Genomic DNA, 17,267 nt, shown 5'->3' with positions numbered 1-17,267 from the left:
CCTCTCTTCTCTGTGTGATCTGTGCGGCTCTGCGGTGCGTTTCTATTACTTAAAATATTTCTTCCTCAGCTTCCCATATACCCTCTGAGCGAGTAATTTTGCCATACGTATTCTCGTCAAACTCTTAATATTAGATGGCTGTTGGATCTTGTGATCAAAAAACTCATTTAACTCATCTAGAATAACTTGGAAACGCTTAATAATATTTTCAGTCCGATGCTCAGTGAAAAAATCTTCAGATAAACTAAAAGTTGCTGAAGAATCAATCACTTTCAGAATACGTTGCACATCGTATTCTTGAGAATATCCAGCAATTTTATAGCAATTAAATCCAGGATCTAAGTAATCTGCCAGTCCTCCGTTAACACTAGAAAATACTTGACAGCCACAAGCAAGAGCTTCCATTGGTTGTAGACCAAATCCTTCACTAACGCCCTGTTGTGCCCAGTACTCAGCCGAATCATAGAGGTAAACCTTAGCTCGGTTAAATAGTCCAGGTAAATCTTCTATATATGAATCAACAACCAATACTTTACAACGTTTTTGCAACGCTGGAATCAATTCTTTAATTAAATACTCAGAAGATTTTCGAGCCTGGACTAAAACATCAATATCCCGTTCCAGACCTAAATTTTGAAACTCATCAGAAATTTGGTTGGGTAAATAATAAATCAGAGAATTAGGTGATTTTTCTCCCCAATATCCCATTGTATAGCGGCTAACAGTTACAATCGGAATACTCGCAGGTAGTCTAAATGGATAACCTGGACTATGTGCATGGTAAACCACATTGTATTGCTTAAGTTTAGCCACGAGTTGAGCTATATCAAATCCCCAACTAATGACAAAAATTACATCACTTAAATTTTTCTCTTTTAGTAAATCATCAATAAAAAGCTTATCTTTTTCTCGCTGACGGTAAGTTACAACCTCAGCACTACAGAAATTCTGAGCCAGATTAAGTGCTTTTAACTCAGCCCAAAGACCACCACAAGCAAATTTGCCATCTGTACCGGGGAGTAAGAAGTAAAGTTTTCTCATAATTTTATTAGGGAATTGGGAATTGGGAAGAGGACTTGGGGACAAGGAGAATTGGGGACAAGGGGAAAGACTTGTTTCAAGTTCTCACCTCTTGTCCCCTTGTCCCCTGCTCCCCTGCTCCCTCTCATTCTTGCCAACCCACTTTAACAAAATGTGCATCACGTCCCCAAACGTCGCGTGTACGGGTAATATTTTCAATTGCTAGATTAAAAGGAATGGCAGTTGTTAAGTAACGCTGCGCCATAAAACCTAAATCAGGTGCGAGTTCAGCTGCTGTCGTCGCTGCTAGCCCCAAACCTATAAGTTGCTCGATTGGTCGAAATGGTAGTAACAGATGTACACCAACAGCTAGTCCAGCTGTTAAGAGCATTGCTACCGATAAATTTGTGCCGCAACGGGGATGTACAGCTAAATCCCATTCTCCATTGGTGAGGCGATGTCGAGCAAGTGCTACCGCACGGCGCAAATCACTAATATTTACTTCACCATAAAGGTAAAATCCATGCTCAGTAGACAAACCGCCTAATAGTTCGTTATCTGGTTGAACGTTAGTAGCTTTTCCTTTAGCAGGTTGGCCACTTTGTGAATCACTAAGAACCCAAACAGTAGCGTGTTCTAACGCGTGAACCTGCCGGATCATCAAAATTTCTTTCAACCCTGGAATAAATGATAGCTGCCTGAGTAAGTCAGCATCTTGTGTTGGTTGGGGAAAGTCTAAGGGACGGTATTCTGGGTTCGGAACTTTCTCAGATACAGGTGCCCTAAGATCAAAGTTAAAAAAATCAAAGGGAGACGAGCCACCCTGAAAAGAAGCAGAAGTATTCATTGGAACACCACTCTCCAAGCCGATGGAGCAATATAGATTTCTCTCAAATGTAACGCTTGCACCACTGAATTGTTGCTAATTTTTGTGGTTAATTGTTGAGTTTGAGTATCAAGTATGGGGCATTGGGCATTGGGAATTGGGGATGGGCAAGAGGACTTGGGGACAAGGAGAATTGGGGACAAGGGGAAAGACTTGTTTCAAGTTCTCACCTCTTGTCCCCTTGTCCCCTTGTCCCCCTGCTCCCTTGCTCCCTGCTCCCTCGCTTCTTCTCCAGTCCTACATCTGTTCTGCTGAATGTGGAAAGGAATTCTTTGTTATAAACCTCGTCTACCTTGAGAACCGTAGTTTTGTAGCGACTGTCTTAAAAGTCAAGCGATCGTTAACAAAAAACTGGGACGGTGAACGTTAGCGCAACTGAGGAACGCTGCGCTAAAAGCGGTCTTATTTGACCAAGGTTGGGACGGTCTACTACTGTTTCTAAGATACAAGGTTGGGTGCAGCGATAGCGTAACCCAACATAAATAAGCTGGTAATGTTTGGTTGCCTTTCACTCCACCCAACCTAGTAGCGCGGCAAGCTTAATTTGTTGGGTTGAGTCATCAGAGAATATTTTTTTGTTGTTGGATTTTCTAGATTGTTTGAACCCAATATTTTAGGCTTGCCGCACTACTACATAAAGATATCTTTTAAAAAACTCTAGGTTTCAACATAGATAAGGTTTATATGGGTTTGTGGGAGCGATCGCTCCCACAACATCTAAAATTAGATGAGGTTTTTGTGTTGTCTAAGCTTAATTTTTAGCATTATAATTTATACTTTTTTATCACTACAGCAAGCTTTTAGCCACAAATACGACTTTGTGCATTTAGCTCAAAGGTTCTAACGAAGTGCAAGACATAAGCTTCCAACTAGCTGCAAGGCATGGGGCTATTCTACACTGGAATCAGAGAAGGTGTGTTTAACTGACTTAGATGTAAAAAACTGGGGAGTTTTGTCATACCTTCTCGGCGTTGCTGATGAAGTGCTTACCTAGTGTGGTAAAACTTAACTTAAATTCTGTCAGTTACTAACGGAGTTGATAGGAATGGGTACTTTAATTGTTATTGGCTTGATAGGGGTTTACGGAGGTGGCGTTTGGAAGTTTTGGAATGGATTTGGACGGACTAATTTTAATCAAACTTTGAGCAATCGCATTGGTTTATCCTTGCTATGGCCAGCTTTGTTTATTACGAATCAATCCTATCGTCGAAACTTTAGAAAAGCGTTGAAGGGCTAGAGTTTAGTATTAAGTCTAACGTCATCTAAATGTGACGGTGGCGTATATCCCAAATATCAATCTAACCCACCAACCCCCTTTCCCTACTAGGGAAAGGGGGTTGTCTTTGATCATCCTTAAAGGAGAAGAATTAGGGGAGGAATAAATTCGTAGTGTTTACAAGTGAAACCTGTTAACAATTGGGAAGTATTTTCGCTGATGAATTTACGAATTATTTGCCATTGGTCAGTAGATGGATTGCTGCACCTACAGCTGCACCATCAACAGCATTCCCAAGGGTATCTCTGCTATCGCCAGTAACTACGCCAGTCACTGCGCTAGCACCTGCACCGACTCCAACATCTTGACCAATATTCCGGTGATGGCGATTGCGAGTGTTTCTTAGACCATTTGCACCATTGACAGCTGCACCAGTCACACCACCTTTGACAGCATTGCCTAATACACTACCATTTCCCCTAACGGCTCCGGTGACGACATTGGTAACAGCCCCAATACCTGCATCTCGTAGTACTTGGTCATCAGCAGCAGCCGGTTTAGCAGGAACCAAAGTTACACCAGCTAAACTTGCAGCCATGAGGCTGGGTAGAAGTGTGCGTTTTAGGATTTTATTCATTGTGTTACCTTCTCAAAACATCAAACAATTGGCTAAAAACCAAAGTTACTATAGTCAGATAAAATTTGATTTTTTATCTTAACCACAAAGCAACTATTTATTGTTCGAGAACATATACATAGTCGCATTTATCAAGTCATAACGGCATCTACTGAAAGCATGAATATATATTAAGCCCTGAGAAGTCCTTACTAATTTATTCGCTGATACTAGAGATTACATATTGACAAAATAAATCAAAGATGCATCTTAGATTTTTCGGATATCAAAGTTTTATTTTTCATTACTAGCAAGCGATTTTTGACGAGCAGCCGTATAGGGTTTACCCTATCTATCTAAAGGTAGGTAGCAAAATAATTAAACTAACTCATCTGGGTTAATATTTAATTTTCTTAGTTGAGTAGTCAGGTGGTGCGATCGCATTAAAATCCTAAATCTACAGCAATCCGGTGGGCGCAAGCAAACCCAGAAAAAGCTACTGCATTCAATCCCTGACCAGGAAAGGTACTATCCCCAACACAATAAAGTCCTGAAATGGCTGTGCGATTAAAGGGCATCTTCAATAACCCCCGCAACTTACGCCTGGGAATTGGCCCATAAGTGCCATCCTGACGACCCAAAAAGCGGCGATGGGTGCGGGGTGTGCCTACCTCTAGATAATCCAATCCAGCATCTAAGCCAGGAAAAATCTTCTCTAGGCGGTCAATAATTCGCCCAGCCGCCTCTTCTTTCTTCGCTTCGTACTCGCTTGGAGAAAGTTCTTGCCAATCATCAATCCAGTGAGGCGTGAAGGCATGAATGATGTGATATCCACTTGGCGCTAAATCTGGATCAAGCAATGTGGGAATCGAAACAAAAATTGTCCCTTCCACTGCTGTCATTTTTTCCCAACCTTCCAGCAAAATATGGTGGCACTCTGTCCCCGCAGGTAAAACTGACTCTTTTACCCCTATATGTAAACTCAAGAAGCTGGGAGATTTTTGATAATTTTGCTGCCATTTTTTCTCATTAAGCGGTATTTCTTCTGCTGGTAGTAGTTGCTCAAACGTATCCCAGCGTGTGGCATTAGAAACTATGCGTTTACCCCGATATACTTTACCATTCGCGAGTTGCACACCTACCGCTTTTCCCTTTTCTGTGAGGATTTTCGTGACTCTAGCTTGGTACTGAATCTTACCCCCAGCTTTCTCTAGACCTTCCACCAGTTTTTGAGCAATTTGTCCTACTCCGCCTTTAGGATAGTTAACTCCGCCATAATGCCTGTCAGAAAAGACCATCCCAGCATTAATCATTGGTGTCATGTCTGACGGAACCACCGACCAACAATAACATTCCATATCGATAAATTTTAGTAGTTTAGGATCTTTGATGTAGCGTCTGGCAAAATCCCCAGCATTTTGGGGTAGATACTTAACTAAACCGAGACACGCCAAAGGATGCTGGAAAAATACCCGCAGTAAATACCGAGGTTCTTCCAACGACAGTAAATCCATGCTGTTGAGACACTTGAATACTTTTTGGCATTCGTCATAAAAGCGACGAATCCCTTTTTCTTCATGGGGAAAATGAGCAATAAGATTTTGCAAAAATTTTTCATAAACCCGGTCAACCTTCAGGTCTAAGCCTTGGGGTAGATGATAGTGAATCTGCACTGGATCTGCGATCGCATCTTGGCTAACATTCACAGCTGCCAAAGCGCGGGTGAGTAAGTTTGTAGTGCCGTTTTGTCCCAACCCAAAAATCATCGATGCGCCAACATCAAATCGATAGCCTTGGCGTTCAAAATAACCTGCGCTACCGCCTGGAATCAAATAACGTTCCAGCACCAATACTTTCGCCCCCTTAGCGGCTAGTTGGGTCGCTGTTACTAACCCACCAATACCAGACCCAATCACGATTGCGTCATTTGTCATTTGTCCTTTGTCCTTTGTCATTTGTACTGAGCGTATCGCTAAAGCGAAAGCTCCGCTAACGCGTAGCCTCTCGTAGAGAAGTATTTGTCCTTTGTCTAGAGTCAATGAATATTTAATTTAACTAATGACTAATGACCAAGGACTAATGACAAATGACAAATCAAAAAAAGAGGGACGAGCCTGCTACTGCTGGCTAATCCCGTCTGCCGATCCTTAAAAGAGAGGAGAACACTGGATAATAATATAGCTTTGATTGAGAATAGATGTCAACTACTAATGAAATAATTTCTCAATAAATTGGAGAGTATTAATTTTAGCTGTCAGCCGGATGCAGGAAAGAGTATTATGGTGTTTCAGTTCTTGTACAATAAAAAGTCGCCTATTTCTGGCTATGACGCTACAATTGCGCGTTTATGTTCCACCCCATCCCCTGATCAAACACTGGCTGGCAGTCGCCCGTGATGCAGGCACGCCTTCAGTATTATTTCGCAGCGCTATGACTGAGTTGGGAAGATGGCTGACTTATGAAGCTGCGCGAGACTGGTTGCCGACCCAAGAAACAGCAGTGCAGACTCCTTTGGATACCTGTCCAGCGACTGTGATCGATCCGCAAATACCAGTAGCAGTAGTACCCATTCTGCGAGCTGGACTAGGATTACTCGAAGGAGCGCAGACTTTATTACCTTTAGCATCGGTTTACCATCTTGGCTTGGCGCGAGATGAAGAAACACTGCAACCTCATTGTTATCTGAACAAGTTGCCAGAAAAATTTGACCCCCAAACACGAGTGTTAATTACCGATCCCATGTTGGCTACAGGAGGGTCGATCATGGCTACAATGGCAGAATTAACACAACGGGGTGCCGATCCTTCCCTGACTCGGATTGTTTGCGTAGTGGCGGCTCCACCAGCTTTGCAAAAACTGAGTGAAGCTTATCCAGGTTTAATTGTTTACACCGCTACTATTGACGAAAAACTGAACAGTAAGGGGTTTATTGTACCGGGATTAGGAGATGCAGGCGATCGCACATTTGGGACTTAAGCTAGTATGCAGCTAGGGCAGATAAAGATAGCATAACTACTGTAAAAGTTGCAAGGTTTGTTGAAGGCGGTAAAGATATGAGTCAACGAGATGGTTTTAGCAGTGGTTTTTTAGCAGGGGCCTTTGTCGGTGGCGTATTTGGCGGTGTTATCGGCGCACTGATTGCTTCTCGACGCAATCCAGAATTGGTAGCAGACGACGAGGTAGAACTGACAGATAGCCAAGTCGAAGCGAAGAAAATAGCAGCAAAGCGCCGTCAGATGAAAGCCTCAGAGAGTGAGAGCATCGGTATAGAAACAGCTAGGCGATCGCTAGAAGATAAAATTGCCCAGCTAAATGCCACAATTGATGATGTGCGAAAGCAGCTAGGAAATGTAAATGGCGATTCACCCCAAGCCAACAAGGATCGCACCCTCACTAAAGACTCCTGAAATTAGTTCCGGCGTGGTGAAAATGTCTGGTGTGGAGTAGCACATCTGCAAACTCCATGACATAGACTAAATTAAAATTAGAAAGACAAGACCGCGTTTGACACTTAGTAGGAAACCAAGCCATCTATGAGTTTACTGATTACGACACTAGTTACCTTTGTCACCTTTTATAGCTATTTGCTAATTATCCGGGTTTTGTTGACCTGGTTCCCGACAATCAACTGGTATAACCAGCCATTTGCCGCTTTAGCCCAGATTAGCGATCCTTATTTGAATCTATTCCGCTCAATTATTCCCCCATTGGGCGGCATGGATTTTTCTCCGATCTTAGCTTTCTTAGCACTCAACTTAGCTGGCGATCTTCTGAGAACCTTAGCTCGTTTGCCATTCGCGCAAGGATTTTGATTGCTACCCCAATAAAAACTTTTGTAGAGACGCAAATTAAAATTTGCGTCTCTACAATTTTTATTGCGTCTAAAATACTGACTGGAAAACCTCTTCTTGTGCGGAATAACGCACCGACTCCTAAATCTCAAATCTAAAATTGGTAAGCTAAAAATCTTTTAATTTGTATTCGCCAAAAATAAATTTCTTGTGAGGTGGGCATTAGTTACAGCACTTACGGCAGCTATGAGGTACATTCCCAAATCTGAAAGCTTTGATAGGAGAGGGCAAGGAGAAAAACTGTATTGCATAATAGCCGGAAGCGCTGTATGCAAATTAAATGCGCGACAGCTTGCTTTTACCTACGCACTTGACCACTAAATCCAGCAGCCTTAAACTGCTTCAGCTTCAACGGAGTCGGTTGATTTGCCGGTACAGTAATTCTCAGTTGAAAATCGCTAATCCCTGGCGGCACTTCAGTAATAGAACCTAATCGAGTGCGATTTTGCATCACTGAGTCATTGTTGGCATCATAGATGCGTCCAAAAATATCTGCGTCGTAGACTGTTTTATTAGTGCCATTTTCTGCTTTGCCAATGACAATAAAACAATTGGCAGCCGCACTACCACTACTGATAACAGCCCCTTGTGCCAGTTCTGGCGGACAATCTTTATAAGAAACATCAAATAATTTAATCTGTGTCAACGCTATAGCAGGGGGAGTAATTACCCACGATAGCAAGGCGATGAGACAGGAAATAAAAACGACCGTGAGTGACCGCAACCGCATACAAGACCCCGTTACTTAATCCAAAAATATGTAACTTATAACCTCAGCTTACCTGAATTTAACTACAACGGGATTGAAGACTTTAATTTAACCTTTTGTACTCACTGTTATCAGAGGTAGGATTCTTGTGATATCCGCATAGGAGTTATCAAAACTCCCCTACACACTCTAGAAAAAGTAATAATTAGGGAAATAAACCCTCAATTGCGATTAACTTATGACACCAGATGAGATTGAAGCATCTATGCTCGCAGCCTTTAATGATTGTGATGCAGCAAGCTGTCCTCTCACTGACACGCAGAAACAGATTTTACTGCAAGTGGTCGAGCAAATTCAGGGAAATTCTATCTCTAGGGCATCAGATATTGCTAATCCTTTAGACGAACTTACGCCAGAGGAGTTAGAAGCATTTTTACAGTTTGTTAAAGATGAAGAACAGCGCAACCGCACTTGGAAAGTGCAATTACTTAATGACTGGCTGCTAGAAAATGACTCTGGAACAGTACAATTTATCCGGGAACGCTATGGTTTGCAGTGGCTGAATCGTGTTGAGTCATGCCATTTTGATAAATATTCTTATTTTGAGGATGCACTAAAGTTAAGAGTAGGCGATCGCATTGAAGTTTCCAATGCACTATGGGAATGGGTGCAAAAAGATGGGCCTTGTAAGCGCGAATGGTTTCCTTGTATGGTGATTAAGGTCGAGGAAATTAGCAACGGTGATGATTCCTCTACTAACAGCGTCGTCCGCTTCTTCAACGGCGCTGAGTATGAAATTCAAGGAATCTACGAATGGAATCGCTATAACTGGCGTTGGCCGCAGAAATAGTGCTGAGTGCTGAGTAAACCTCATTGAGTCTTTGATAGTCGGGAATGAGGCTTTGAACTCCATTAATGAGTCTTTGAACTACATTAATGAGGCTTTGAACTCCGTTAATGAGGCTTTATACTCTAAATACTGCTGTATGTTAATGAAATCATTGCTTGAACAACGCCCAAGCTAAAAACCTCTCAGTGTGATACAACGCTAATTGATTGCTCACACCGTTGAAAACTGCATCAAAAGCGTGTTCTGCCCAAGGAATTTGTAGAAAAACCGCAGTATTACCAGACTTATGTAAACTTTCGTACATCTGTCTGCCAAATCGCGCTTCCACCAAATGGTCACGACTGCCGTAAATTAATAAAGTTGGTGGTAAAGGGTGCGTCAAGTAATTTATTGGTGAAGCAATTTTATACTGATTAGGCAATTCTTCTAATGAACCACCGAGAAATGCTTTTAAAACAGCGCGGGTGTTGATGGGATCGGGAACTGGTGGCGTTTTGTATCCTTCAGGCAAGTTAACAGGCCCGTAATAGTTAATTACAGCCCGAATGGGTGGTGCATCTGGTTGATAAGCCGCTAGCATTGCTAGGTGCGCTCCCGCAGAACGTCCTATAAGTACCATACGTTCTGGATCGGCTTCATAAGTTGCTGCATTTTTGCGAATAAAATTTAAGGCTGTACGCACGTCATCTAACTGAGCTGGAAACTGATATTTAGGTGCGTGTCGATAGTCGATCGCAAATACTGTATATCCCTGATGAGCGATATATTGATTAAACTCAGAATTGGCATGAGGGTTGCCATATTGCCAAGCTCCACCATAAATTACTATCACTGCTGGATATTTCCCTGCCTCTGGAGGTTGGTAAACTTCCATTTTTAAAGGCACTCCCGCAGGAGAAGCAAAAAGAATATCTTTTTGATAACGGATTTTACCTAATGCAATACCGCGAAAAGAATTCACTAAATCAAAGGGATGGGTTTGCATTTTAGCCCTTACTTGGACTGGAATTTGCTCTAGATAGTGCGTTCCCAATCCTTGTTTCATTGCTTTATCCATCTGCATTTGAGTTAGTGGGATATTCGCCAGCACCCATGCACAAAGTAGCAATCCTATTGAACTGAAAATAGAAGCTAAACGCCGTATTTTATAGCGACGGATGTAGAAAAAAGAAAGCAATAAAGAGAATAAATTTAATAACAATAACCAAGGACTGACTTCTGGCGCTCCCACCGCTAGCGTGAGTAAAGACATATTTGGAGCCGGAAGAAGAATCCAAGAACTGAGAAACAGACTTGTAAAACTTAGTAAGAATACAAGCCATGAGAAAAGTATTTTTGGTTTGGGAAACATAAATGAAAGAGTGGTAATAATGGCTGTAAAGAAATAGCCTCGGCGAATGGAATAGAATAGAGCCTCCGGCACGCTACGCGAACACGGCTACACAAACAAAGCCCACCTCCGTGGGCTAAAACAAGCTACTAGGACTAGCCCTTTCAAGGTGTTGTGTGATTTACTTGATTGTAAAGTTCCTGGAGTAACTAATTACTTACAGTTGCAGTACAGGTTAAAGGCGATCGCATATTAGTAGGAGATTTTGCTGCTACTAACTCGATTTTTCCTTGAGCATTGCGATGCCAAGAAGTAGCTTGGACAAGGATTTCTGGTGATACAGGTATTTGTGTTTGTAAAGCTTGTGTTTTATGGAATGCTGATAAATTGCGGATATCAGACCAAGTGCGATCGCTGCTCACTTCCTGACTGGGATTTTGGGGTATTCCACCTCTTCCCGTAGCAATAAAACTACTACCACTTGTATCTGCACAACCTGTGGCAATTTTTTGGGATGGCTCGGTTACATTTGCAGGTAATTCGATTAAGCCGGAATTAGGGTCAACACCAATATTATTAACTTGTACTGTACCGCTAATGCCAAATTGAGAACTCGCTGTGATGTCGTTTTCTGGGGTGAGTTGATTGCGAAACTCTAAGCCAAATATACCTTGCGTGGTGATTTTGATATTACCGCCACTTCCAATTACTGCATTGGCGATGATGTCGCTGTTTTCTAGTCCGACAATAACGGGAGAGTTAATGATGATATTACCTCCATTTCCTTGTCCCTCTGCTTTAGCACTAATAAGACTATTATTTCTCATCAGTAGCAAGTCTTTAATAGAAAGTTCTAAGCTACCACCTTGTCCGACTTTTGTGGATGTTATAATCTGACCTTTTCGCTCTAAAGTGAGCGAATTAGCTTGAATCTGTAAGTATCCAGCATCGCCGCTGCCAACGTTTTCAGCCGCAATATAACCTTGATTGCTAACTTTAATATTGGGAGACTTAATCGACAAGTTTCCCCCATCCCCGCTAGGTAGTGCTGTCAATCCAAATATCCGTCGAAATACTGGTGGTAATTGTTGACCTGATGCAGTGATACGACTAGGCTGGGAAAGAATTGAACCAGAACCGTCTATTTCAACAGATTTGCCAGCATTAATGGTTAAACTTCCAGCATCACCAGATCCAGAAGTGCTAGCAGAAATTACCCCACCAGCCTTTAGTAAAAGTTGATTTGTATTAATGGCGATCGCACCAGCATCTCCACCAAAAAAACTGGTTGCGGCTAAGGCTGAGGCTCCAGAAGTACCAGAATTCTCGCCAATCAGAGAAATATTACCTGAATTAATGTTGATATTGCCGCCACCATTGCCGCCAAAAACACCTGCTAATATTACTGCGCCATCTTTCACTAAAACATCTTGAGTAGTGAGCAAAATATTCCCACCTCGTCCCCCACCTTTGTATGATGGAGCTAAAATACCACTTGTACGAGAAGCATCGAAAGGAGAAAATCTAGAAAACTGAATTGATTCTGCTGCATTAATGGAAATGCTTCCACCTACACCTCCATTTTGATAAGTTGTAGAGCTAATTAAACCACCATCTCTTGCTAATACCTGTCTGGCTGAAATATCAATATTAGCTCCCTGCTGACTACTTAGATTCTCGGACAAAATCAAACTTTGGTCTTTGTTTGGCAATGCTCCACTTAATTCTAAGAAGTCTGTATTAATCTCAATCCGACCAGCATTTTGCATTCCTTGATGTTGAATGAACACAGCAGAACTATCTTGGATTTGAATAGCTTTTGCTTGAAGATGAATCGAACCCCCAGGATTTCCACTTGCATCGATTAGGGCTGCACCAGTCAGATGGATATCAGAAAAATTTTGTACCGGAGCATAATCCAGTTTCCAATTGGCAGAATTGGTATCAAGGTTAACAGTTCCTCCATTAACACTTCCTAGCTTAATTTGTCCGTTTTGGGCAACTAAAATACCACCATCTAAGCGAATCTCATTACCAATCAGGGCTAATGTTTTCCCCGGAAGCACGCTTAAACCTCCTAATTGTGGCTCGCGGTTAATTGGTTCAATGAAATTGCCTTGATGTAGATAATTGTGTCCTTGTCCTTGAATATTAATACTGCCAGAATTTTTTCCAAGCTGTAAACCGATAGGTATACTTATTGTCAATAAAGGGGGTGTTGTAGTGTCGGCAACACTAAATTTAAACCCATCGGCAAAATTAATACTTTCAGCAGTCGTTCCTATAAAAGAACCGCCAATATTTAAGCTGGCATTTTGACCAAAAATAATCCCGTTAGGATTCATTAAAAATAAACTGGCAGGATGATTACCGTTAAGAGTCTGAATCAAGCCATCAATATTAGAAACATTTCTACCAGTTACTCGACTAAATATAGTTGTAATATTTGGTGTATTAATTAAATCGAATGTCGCTGAACCACCTGTAGGCACAGAAAAGTTACTAAAACTATGAAATAAATTATTACCTTTTTCAATACCATTGAGAATATTAAAATTATTACCACTTGAGTTGACGATGGTATGAGTTGTGCCATCTGGTGTAACCTGTGCATTTGCAGGGAAAATCATCGCACCTGTCAAGATTCCACCGATCAAACCCAAGTATAAAGAAGTTGCTTTCATTTACACGATCTCCATTTAGACTTGTACTTAGGATTCCTCAAAATTAGCTTTTAGTAACCGCAGCACAAGTTAATAATTGTTGCGTTGGCGCAATATATTTATCGAACAGAATTCAGGAGTCAGGAGTCAGAATTCAGAATGAATTCTGTGCGAGTGGCGGATGAATAGCCGGGTTTAAGACCCCCACCAAATCGTAGATTTGGTGGTCTTTAATCAGTCGCGGGTCTGAATCCCCGACTGATTTATTCTGACTCCTGAATTCTGACTTCTGAATTCTTCTTCAACTGCAACTAATTCAATTTTTACTTGGTCGTTACACCGCCAAAAAGTTGCTTGCACAAAAGATTTTTGAGTTTCTAGTATTTTGGCTATAACTGGGCTATTTTGACGATATGCGTTCAAATTGCGAATATCAGAGCAGCCGTACTTGACAAGTAATTACGCATTTCAAAAAGCTATTACTAAAGGCAATTTAGCTGAGGAGAATTATTTTTCTATAGGACTTATATCAAGTTCGGGTGATTACTTATAATAAAACTTCTCAATGTAGGTTGGGTTGAACGGCAGTGAAACCCAACAGGAAGAAGGATCAAGCGTTGGGTTTCGTTCCTCAAACGCCACTTGCTTCAAGTCGGGAAACCCGCCCAACGCAGTGGCTCCCCAACCTACAGATGTTATAAGTATTTAACCGAACCTGATATTACGCAAAACTACACGTGGTAGGGGCAATACCCTGCGGAAAGCCGCTTTGCGTCTACATGAATTGCCCCTACCTGGAAATTAGGGTTTGGGCTATTTTTTGCGTAAGTCCTGTTCTATCAACTTAAACCTAAATGCTGTTGCAAAGCTTGGCGCATCACTTCTACAGGTATATTTTCCTGCTGCAACCAAATTTTTAATGCTGCTACCCCTTGTTGAACTAGCATTTCTAAGCCATCGATCGCAATTGCACCTTGTTTTTCAGCTTGCTTTAGAAATTGCGTCGGTTTAGGGATATATATTAAATCGTAAGCGATCGCACCTGTTGGTAAATTCGCTATTTCTTTTCCACTCAAAGGCGACTCATCAACCTTGGGATACATCCCTATGGGGGTTGTGTTTACCAGCAGATTAGCTTGGGGAATTAGCTTTGAAAGTTCTTCCCATTGGTGAACTTGCAAATTTTCACTTATAGGTGAATTGCTCCAACTATCGCGGAATTCTTGTAATCTCTGCACATTCCGCCCAACAACGTGAATTTTGGCAAAACCTAGTTGGTGACAACCTGCTACAACTGCCCTGGCTGCGCCACCATTGCCTAAAATTACCGCTACCTTCTGACTCCAATCTTGCTTATAGGTTGTCTGCAAAGGGGCGATAAATCCTTCTATATCTGTGTTTGTCCCCACCCATTGGTTATTTTGGCGACTAACTGTATTCACAGCCCCTATCATTTGAGCAAGAGGGGTAATTTCTGAGAGCAGGGGCATGATTGCCTGTTTGTGGGGGATTGTAACACTAAAGCCGACAACACCAATAGCGGCAAAGCCTGCGATCGCTACTTCTAAATTCTCTGGTGCTATGGGAAAGGGAAGATAAACATAATCTAATCCTAAATTAGCAATCGCAGCATTATGCATTGCTGGCGACAGCGAATGTTCTACCGGATGTCCAATTACCCCTAGCAGTTTGGTTTTACCCGTAATCAATTTGTCATTTGCCATTTGTCAATAAATCAGTAGTGATTTTTCCCTGCTCAATTCTTATAACGCAAGGATTCCAGTCTTTATTATCACTACATATTTACCCAATTCTCACACATCACGGGCTTTGAAAAAATTGTAAATGGCAAGTGCAATAGCTATAAGTAATACTGCATGAATTAAATTTCCAGCAATATGAAGTACTAATCCTAATGCCCAAAAAGCAACCAGTACAACAACAATACCCCAAAGTATACCTAACATATATTTACTTTTAGTAAGGTGATTTTTATTTGTTCAAATATTTTATCGTCTAACTTGAGTTTTATCCTATTTGCCTGAAGATAGATTCGGAAATTTAAATCATCCTTCTTAAGAAGTAATTTGAAAGCATTTATTATTTTTGAATAGCTAGATTTATATACTTATGCCATACAGGAGCGGCACTTTCAAAATTCAAAATTACAATCCCCATAAATAATTTTAGGGGCTTGTATCCTTCTTTTTAGGTCAAGGGTCAAAAGCCAAAAGCTAACCCTCTGCTCTACACTACAATTATTAAAGCTACTTAACAATTCTTTGAATCATGCAGGCAACTACAGCCCCCTCTACAACCCCAATTCCTGGTAAATATTGGCAGTGGCGCGGGCACAACGTTTACTATGTGCGTGCGGGAGAGAAGCAAGGGCAACGTCCGCCGTTGCTTTTGGTACATGGATTTGGTGCTTCCACAGACCACTGGCGCAAGAATATCACCGGATTGTGTCAAGATTTTGAAGTATTTGCGATCGATCTTTTAGGATTTGGGCGATCGGCAAAACCAAAATTGCAGTACAGTGGCGACTTGTGGCGCGACCAACTCCATGATTTTATCAGTGAAGTAATTGGTCAAAAAGCAGTATTAGCGGGTAATTCCCTTGGTGGTTACGCTGGCTTGTGTGTTGCAGCACAGCGTCCTGACAGTGCTGCTGGTTTAGTTTTGCTCAATAGCGCCGGGCCTTTTAGCGAAAGGCAGCCTACATCTGAGCCTGAAGCTTTACAATCAGAAATTCAGCCTCCCAAACAATCGGCTAATTTGCAAAAACTTCTTGGTGACAGCACTAAGTGGATTTTTCAACAACCTTTAGCCCAATTTTTGTTATTTCAGTACGTGCGACAACGTTGGGTAATTCGCCAAACTCTAGAAAAAGTTTATCTTGACAAGAGTGCCATTACAGACCAATTAATAGAAGAAATTTCTCGCCCTGCTTACGATCCTGGTGCGTTGGATGTGTTTGTTTCAGTCTTTAGCACTCCTCAAGGAGAAAAAGTTGATGTGCTACTAAAGCAATTAACTTGTCCTCTATTAATGTTGTGGGGAGAAGCTGACCCTTGGATGAATGCTAGAGAACGTTCTCAAAAATTTCGTCAATATTATCCTGAACTCAGGGAACACTTTTTAACAGCCGGTCATTGTCCTCATGATGAAGTACCCGATAGAGTAAATCAACTTTTAGGCGATTGGGTTTTATCTATCAACAATTAATACTAACCTCTCACTGTCTTGAACTTGATTAAAGTCTGTCCCTCTCCGACTTGGAGAAAGATAGATTTTGGTTAGTCAAACCAGGGAGAGGTCTTTTTATCTTTGGAAAAGTTTGCAACGAACTGGCTCTCCTTCTTCCTTGTTTAAAACAATCCCTCCGATTCAGCGAATTTACGCAAACGTGGTATACACTGGCGCTGATAAAAACTGCTTAACGTTGGAATTGACAAGCTAAACTCCTCAGATAATTCTTTCCAGCTAACTTCAGGAGGCAGGCGTTTAAGAATTAACACCTGACAATTCACATCTGGTCGTCCTTTAATACAAGTACGGCGCAGTTCTCCATCAGAATCGGTCTGAGCCCATGTTTCCAAGTCTTCCAAAATGGGAGGTGCTTGGGGGCTAGCGGGGAGATTATCTACAGGATCAATTGTTTCGCTTGTTCCACCCGATGTAGACTGACGAACCCGAAGAGGCACTGTGGTGGCTTGTTCCCGGTTCTGGTTAATGTAAAAGTCTTGTAGTCTACGTTTTAGGTAAGCATTTAGCCAGGTAATGATACTCCCATAGTTGGGGTCATAGATTTGACCAGTCAAGCCATCACAAACATTGCGGCAGAAATACAACCAAGTTTGTTGTAGTGCATCTTGATAGTAGGGAGTACCTTCCCTCCAGAGTCTATTTGCTGTCAAGCGAATAATTTGCGTGAGCAGCTTCTGACGCTGAGGACTTCCAAGTGGGTGTCCACAGGCTTCGGTAACTAAGCGGCGTAGCTGTTCATCGAATTGAACCATGACAATCTTGAGGCAGAAAGCAAGAATATCTTAGTATTGCGTATAACAACGCCACAAAAAATTACCTTTCATCAAGATATTGGGTATTGGGTATTGGGTATTGG

Annotated in this window: 17 protein-coding genes; 6 read left to right on the top strand and 11 right to left on the bottom strand. The window is 41.7% G+C overall.

The features are described 5' to 3' along the window. Positions 1-45 precede the first annotated feature (45 nt). Positions 46-1,041: a glycosyltransferase gene (locus tag ACFFRD_RS32760; protein ID WP_392479995.1), complete on the bottom strand. Its 996-nt coding sequence runs from the start codon at positions 1,039-1,041 to the stop codon at positions 46-48. A 124-nt stretch (positions 1,042-1,165) separates the two neighbouring features. Beyond that, positions 1,166-1,867, bottom strand: coding sequence for a DUF6391 domain-containing protein (locus tag ACFFRD_RS32755; protein WP_190962719.1), 702 nt, complete (start codon positions 1,865-1,867; stop codon positions 1,166-1,168). A gap of 1,084 nt (positions 1,868-2,951) precedes the next feature. Between ACFFRD_RS32755 and ACFFRD_RS32750 the strand changes: the two genes are divergently transcribed. Then, positions 2,952-3,143 (top strand): hypothetical protein, encoded by a 192-nt coding sequence (locus ACFFRD_RS32750; RefSeq protein WP_114082888.1) that lies wholly within the window; start codon positions 2,952-2,954, stop codon positions 3,141-3,143. Between the two features lie 211 nt (positions 3,144-3,354). Here the strand turns inward: ACFFRD_RS32750 and ACFFRD_RS32745 are convergent, their stop codons facing one another. After that, complete coding sequence (locus ACFFRD_RS32745; protein ID WP_114082889.1) at positions 3,355-3,759, bottom strand: hypothetical protein; 405 nt, start codon at positions 3,757-3,759, stop codon at positions 3,355-3,357. A gap of 422 nt (positions 3,760-4,181) precedes the next feature. After that, positions 4,182-5,672 carry a carotenoid isomerase gene (gene crtH / locus ACFFRD_RS32740; RefSeq protein ID WP_392479992.1) on the bottom strand — a complete coding sequence of 497 codons (1,491 nt, stop codon included), beginning with the start codon at positions 5,670-5,672 and terminating at the stop codon, positions 4,182-4,184. Positions 5,673-6,063: 391 nt separating this feature from the next. Here crtH and upp point away from each other — a divergent pair, with 391 nt between their 5' ends. From upp to ACFFRD_RS32725, 3 genes are all read left to right on the top strand, one after another. Further along, entirely contained in the window at positions 6,064-6,714 is a 651-nt protein-coding gene (gene upp, locus ACFFRD_RS32735) for a uracil phosphoribosyltransferase (protein WP_041566344.1), read from the top strand. A gap of 77 nt (positions 6,715-6,791) precedes the next feature. Continuing rightward, positions 6,792-7,145, top strand: coding sequence for a hypothetical protein (locus tag ACFFRD_RS32730; protein WP_392479991.1), 354 nt, complete (start codon positions 6,792-6,794; stop codon positions 7,143-7,145). Positions 7,146-7,271: 126 nt separating this feature from the next. Next, positions 7,272-7,550, top strand: a complete 279-nt coding sequence (locus tag ACFFRD_RS32725; RefSeq protein ID WP_012410570.1) for a YggT family protein — start codon at positions 7,272-7,274, stop codon at positions 7,548-7,550. Between the two features lie 337 nt (positions 7,551-7,887). On the opposite strand, the gene ACFFRD_RS32720 is transcribed toward ACFFRD_RS32725, so the two are convergent. Next, the gene (locus ACFFRD_RS32720; protein WP_012410571.1) at positions 7,888-8,319 is read right to left on the bottom strand and encodes a hypothetical protein; all 432 of its coding nucleotides are present in this window, start codon (positions 8,317-8,319) and stop codon (positions 7,888-7,890) included. Positions 8,320-8,536: 217 nt separating this feature from the next. On the opposite strand from ACFFRD_RS32720, the gene ACFFRD_RS32715 reads away from it, so the two are divergent. Continuing rightward, positions 8,537-9,148 carry a hypothetical protein gene (locus ACFFRD_RS32715; protein ID WP_392479989.1) on the top strand — a complete coding sequence of 204 codons (612 nt, stop codon included), beginning with the start codon at positions 8,537-8,539 and terminating at the stop codon, positions 9,146-9,148. A gap of 148 nt (positions 9,149-9,296) precedes the next feature. On the opposite strand, the gene ACFFRD_RS32710 is transcribed toward ACFFRD_RS32715, so the two are convergent. The 5 genes from ACFFRD_RS32710 to ACFFRD_RS32690 all read right to left on the bottom strand — a co-directional run bounded on the left by ACFFRD_RS32710 (position 9,297) and on the right by ACFFRD_RS32690 (position 15,108). Continuing rightward, positions 9,297-10,499, bottom strand: a complete 1,203-nt coding sequence (locus ACFFRD_RS32710) for an alpha/beta hydrolase (protein ID WP_392479987.1) — start codon at positions 10,497-10,499, stop codon at positions 9,297-9,299. A 188-nt stretch (positions 10,500-10,687) separates the two neighbouring features. After that, entirely contained in the window at positions 10,688-13,162 is a 2,475-nt protein-coding gene (locus ACFFRD_RS32705; protein ID WP_392479984.1) for a filamentous hemagglutinin N-terminal domain-containing protein, read from the bottom strand. A 213-nt stretch (positions 13,163-13,375) separates the two neighbouring features. Continuing rightward, on the bottom strand, positions 13,376-13,564 hold the full coding sequence (locus ACFFRD_RS32700) for a hypothetical protein (RefSeq protein ID WP_392479982.1): 189 nt from the start codon (positions 13,562-13,564) through the stop codon (positions 13,376-13,378). Between the two features lie 416 nt (positions 13,565-13,980). Then, on the bottom strand, positions 13,981-14,865 hold the full coding sequence (locus tag ACFFRD_RS32695; protein ID WP_392479981.1) for a shikimate dehydrogenase: 885 nt from the start codon (positions 14,863-14,865) through the stop codon (positions 13,981-13,983). A 90-nt stretch (positions 14,866-14,955) separates the two neighbouring features. Then, complete coding sequence (locus ACFFRD_RS32690; protein ID WP_012410576.1) at positions 14,956-15,108, bottom strand: lmo0937 family membrane protein; 153 nt, start codon at positions 15,106-15,108, stop codon at positions 14,956-14,958. 322 nt (positions 15,109-15,430) lie between these two features. Here ACFFRD_RS32690 and ACFFRD_RS32685 point away from each other — a divergent pair, with 322 nt between their 5' ends. Beyond that, positions 15,431-16,369, top strand: a complete 939-nt coding sequence (locus tag ACFFRD_RS32685; RefSeq protein ID WP_392479980.1) for an alpha/beta fold hydrolase — start codon at positions 15,431-15,433, stop codon at positions 16,367-16,369. A 143-nt stretch (positions 16,370-16,512) separates the two neighbouring features. Here the strand turns inward: ACFFRD_RS32685 and ACFFRD_RS32680 are convergent, their stop codons facing one another. Beyond that, a complete protein-coding gene (locus ACFFRD_RS32680; protein WP_392479979.1) occupies positions 16,513-17,163 on the bottom strand; it encodes a sigma-70 family RNA polymerase sigma factor in 651 nt (216 codons plus the stop codon). Between the last annotated feature and the right edge of the window lie 104 nt (positions 17,164-17,267).

Source organism: Nostoc sp. C110, from assembly GCF_043099725.1.
GTDB lineage: Bacteria > Cyanobacteriota > Cyanobacteriia > Cyanobacteriales > Nostocaceae > Nostoc > Nostoc muscorum_A.
Note: the sequence above shows the minus strand (reverse complement) of the source record. Positions and strands in the feature narration are given on the sequence as shown.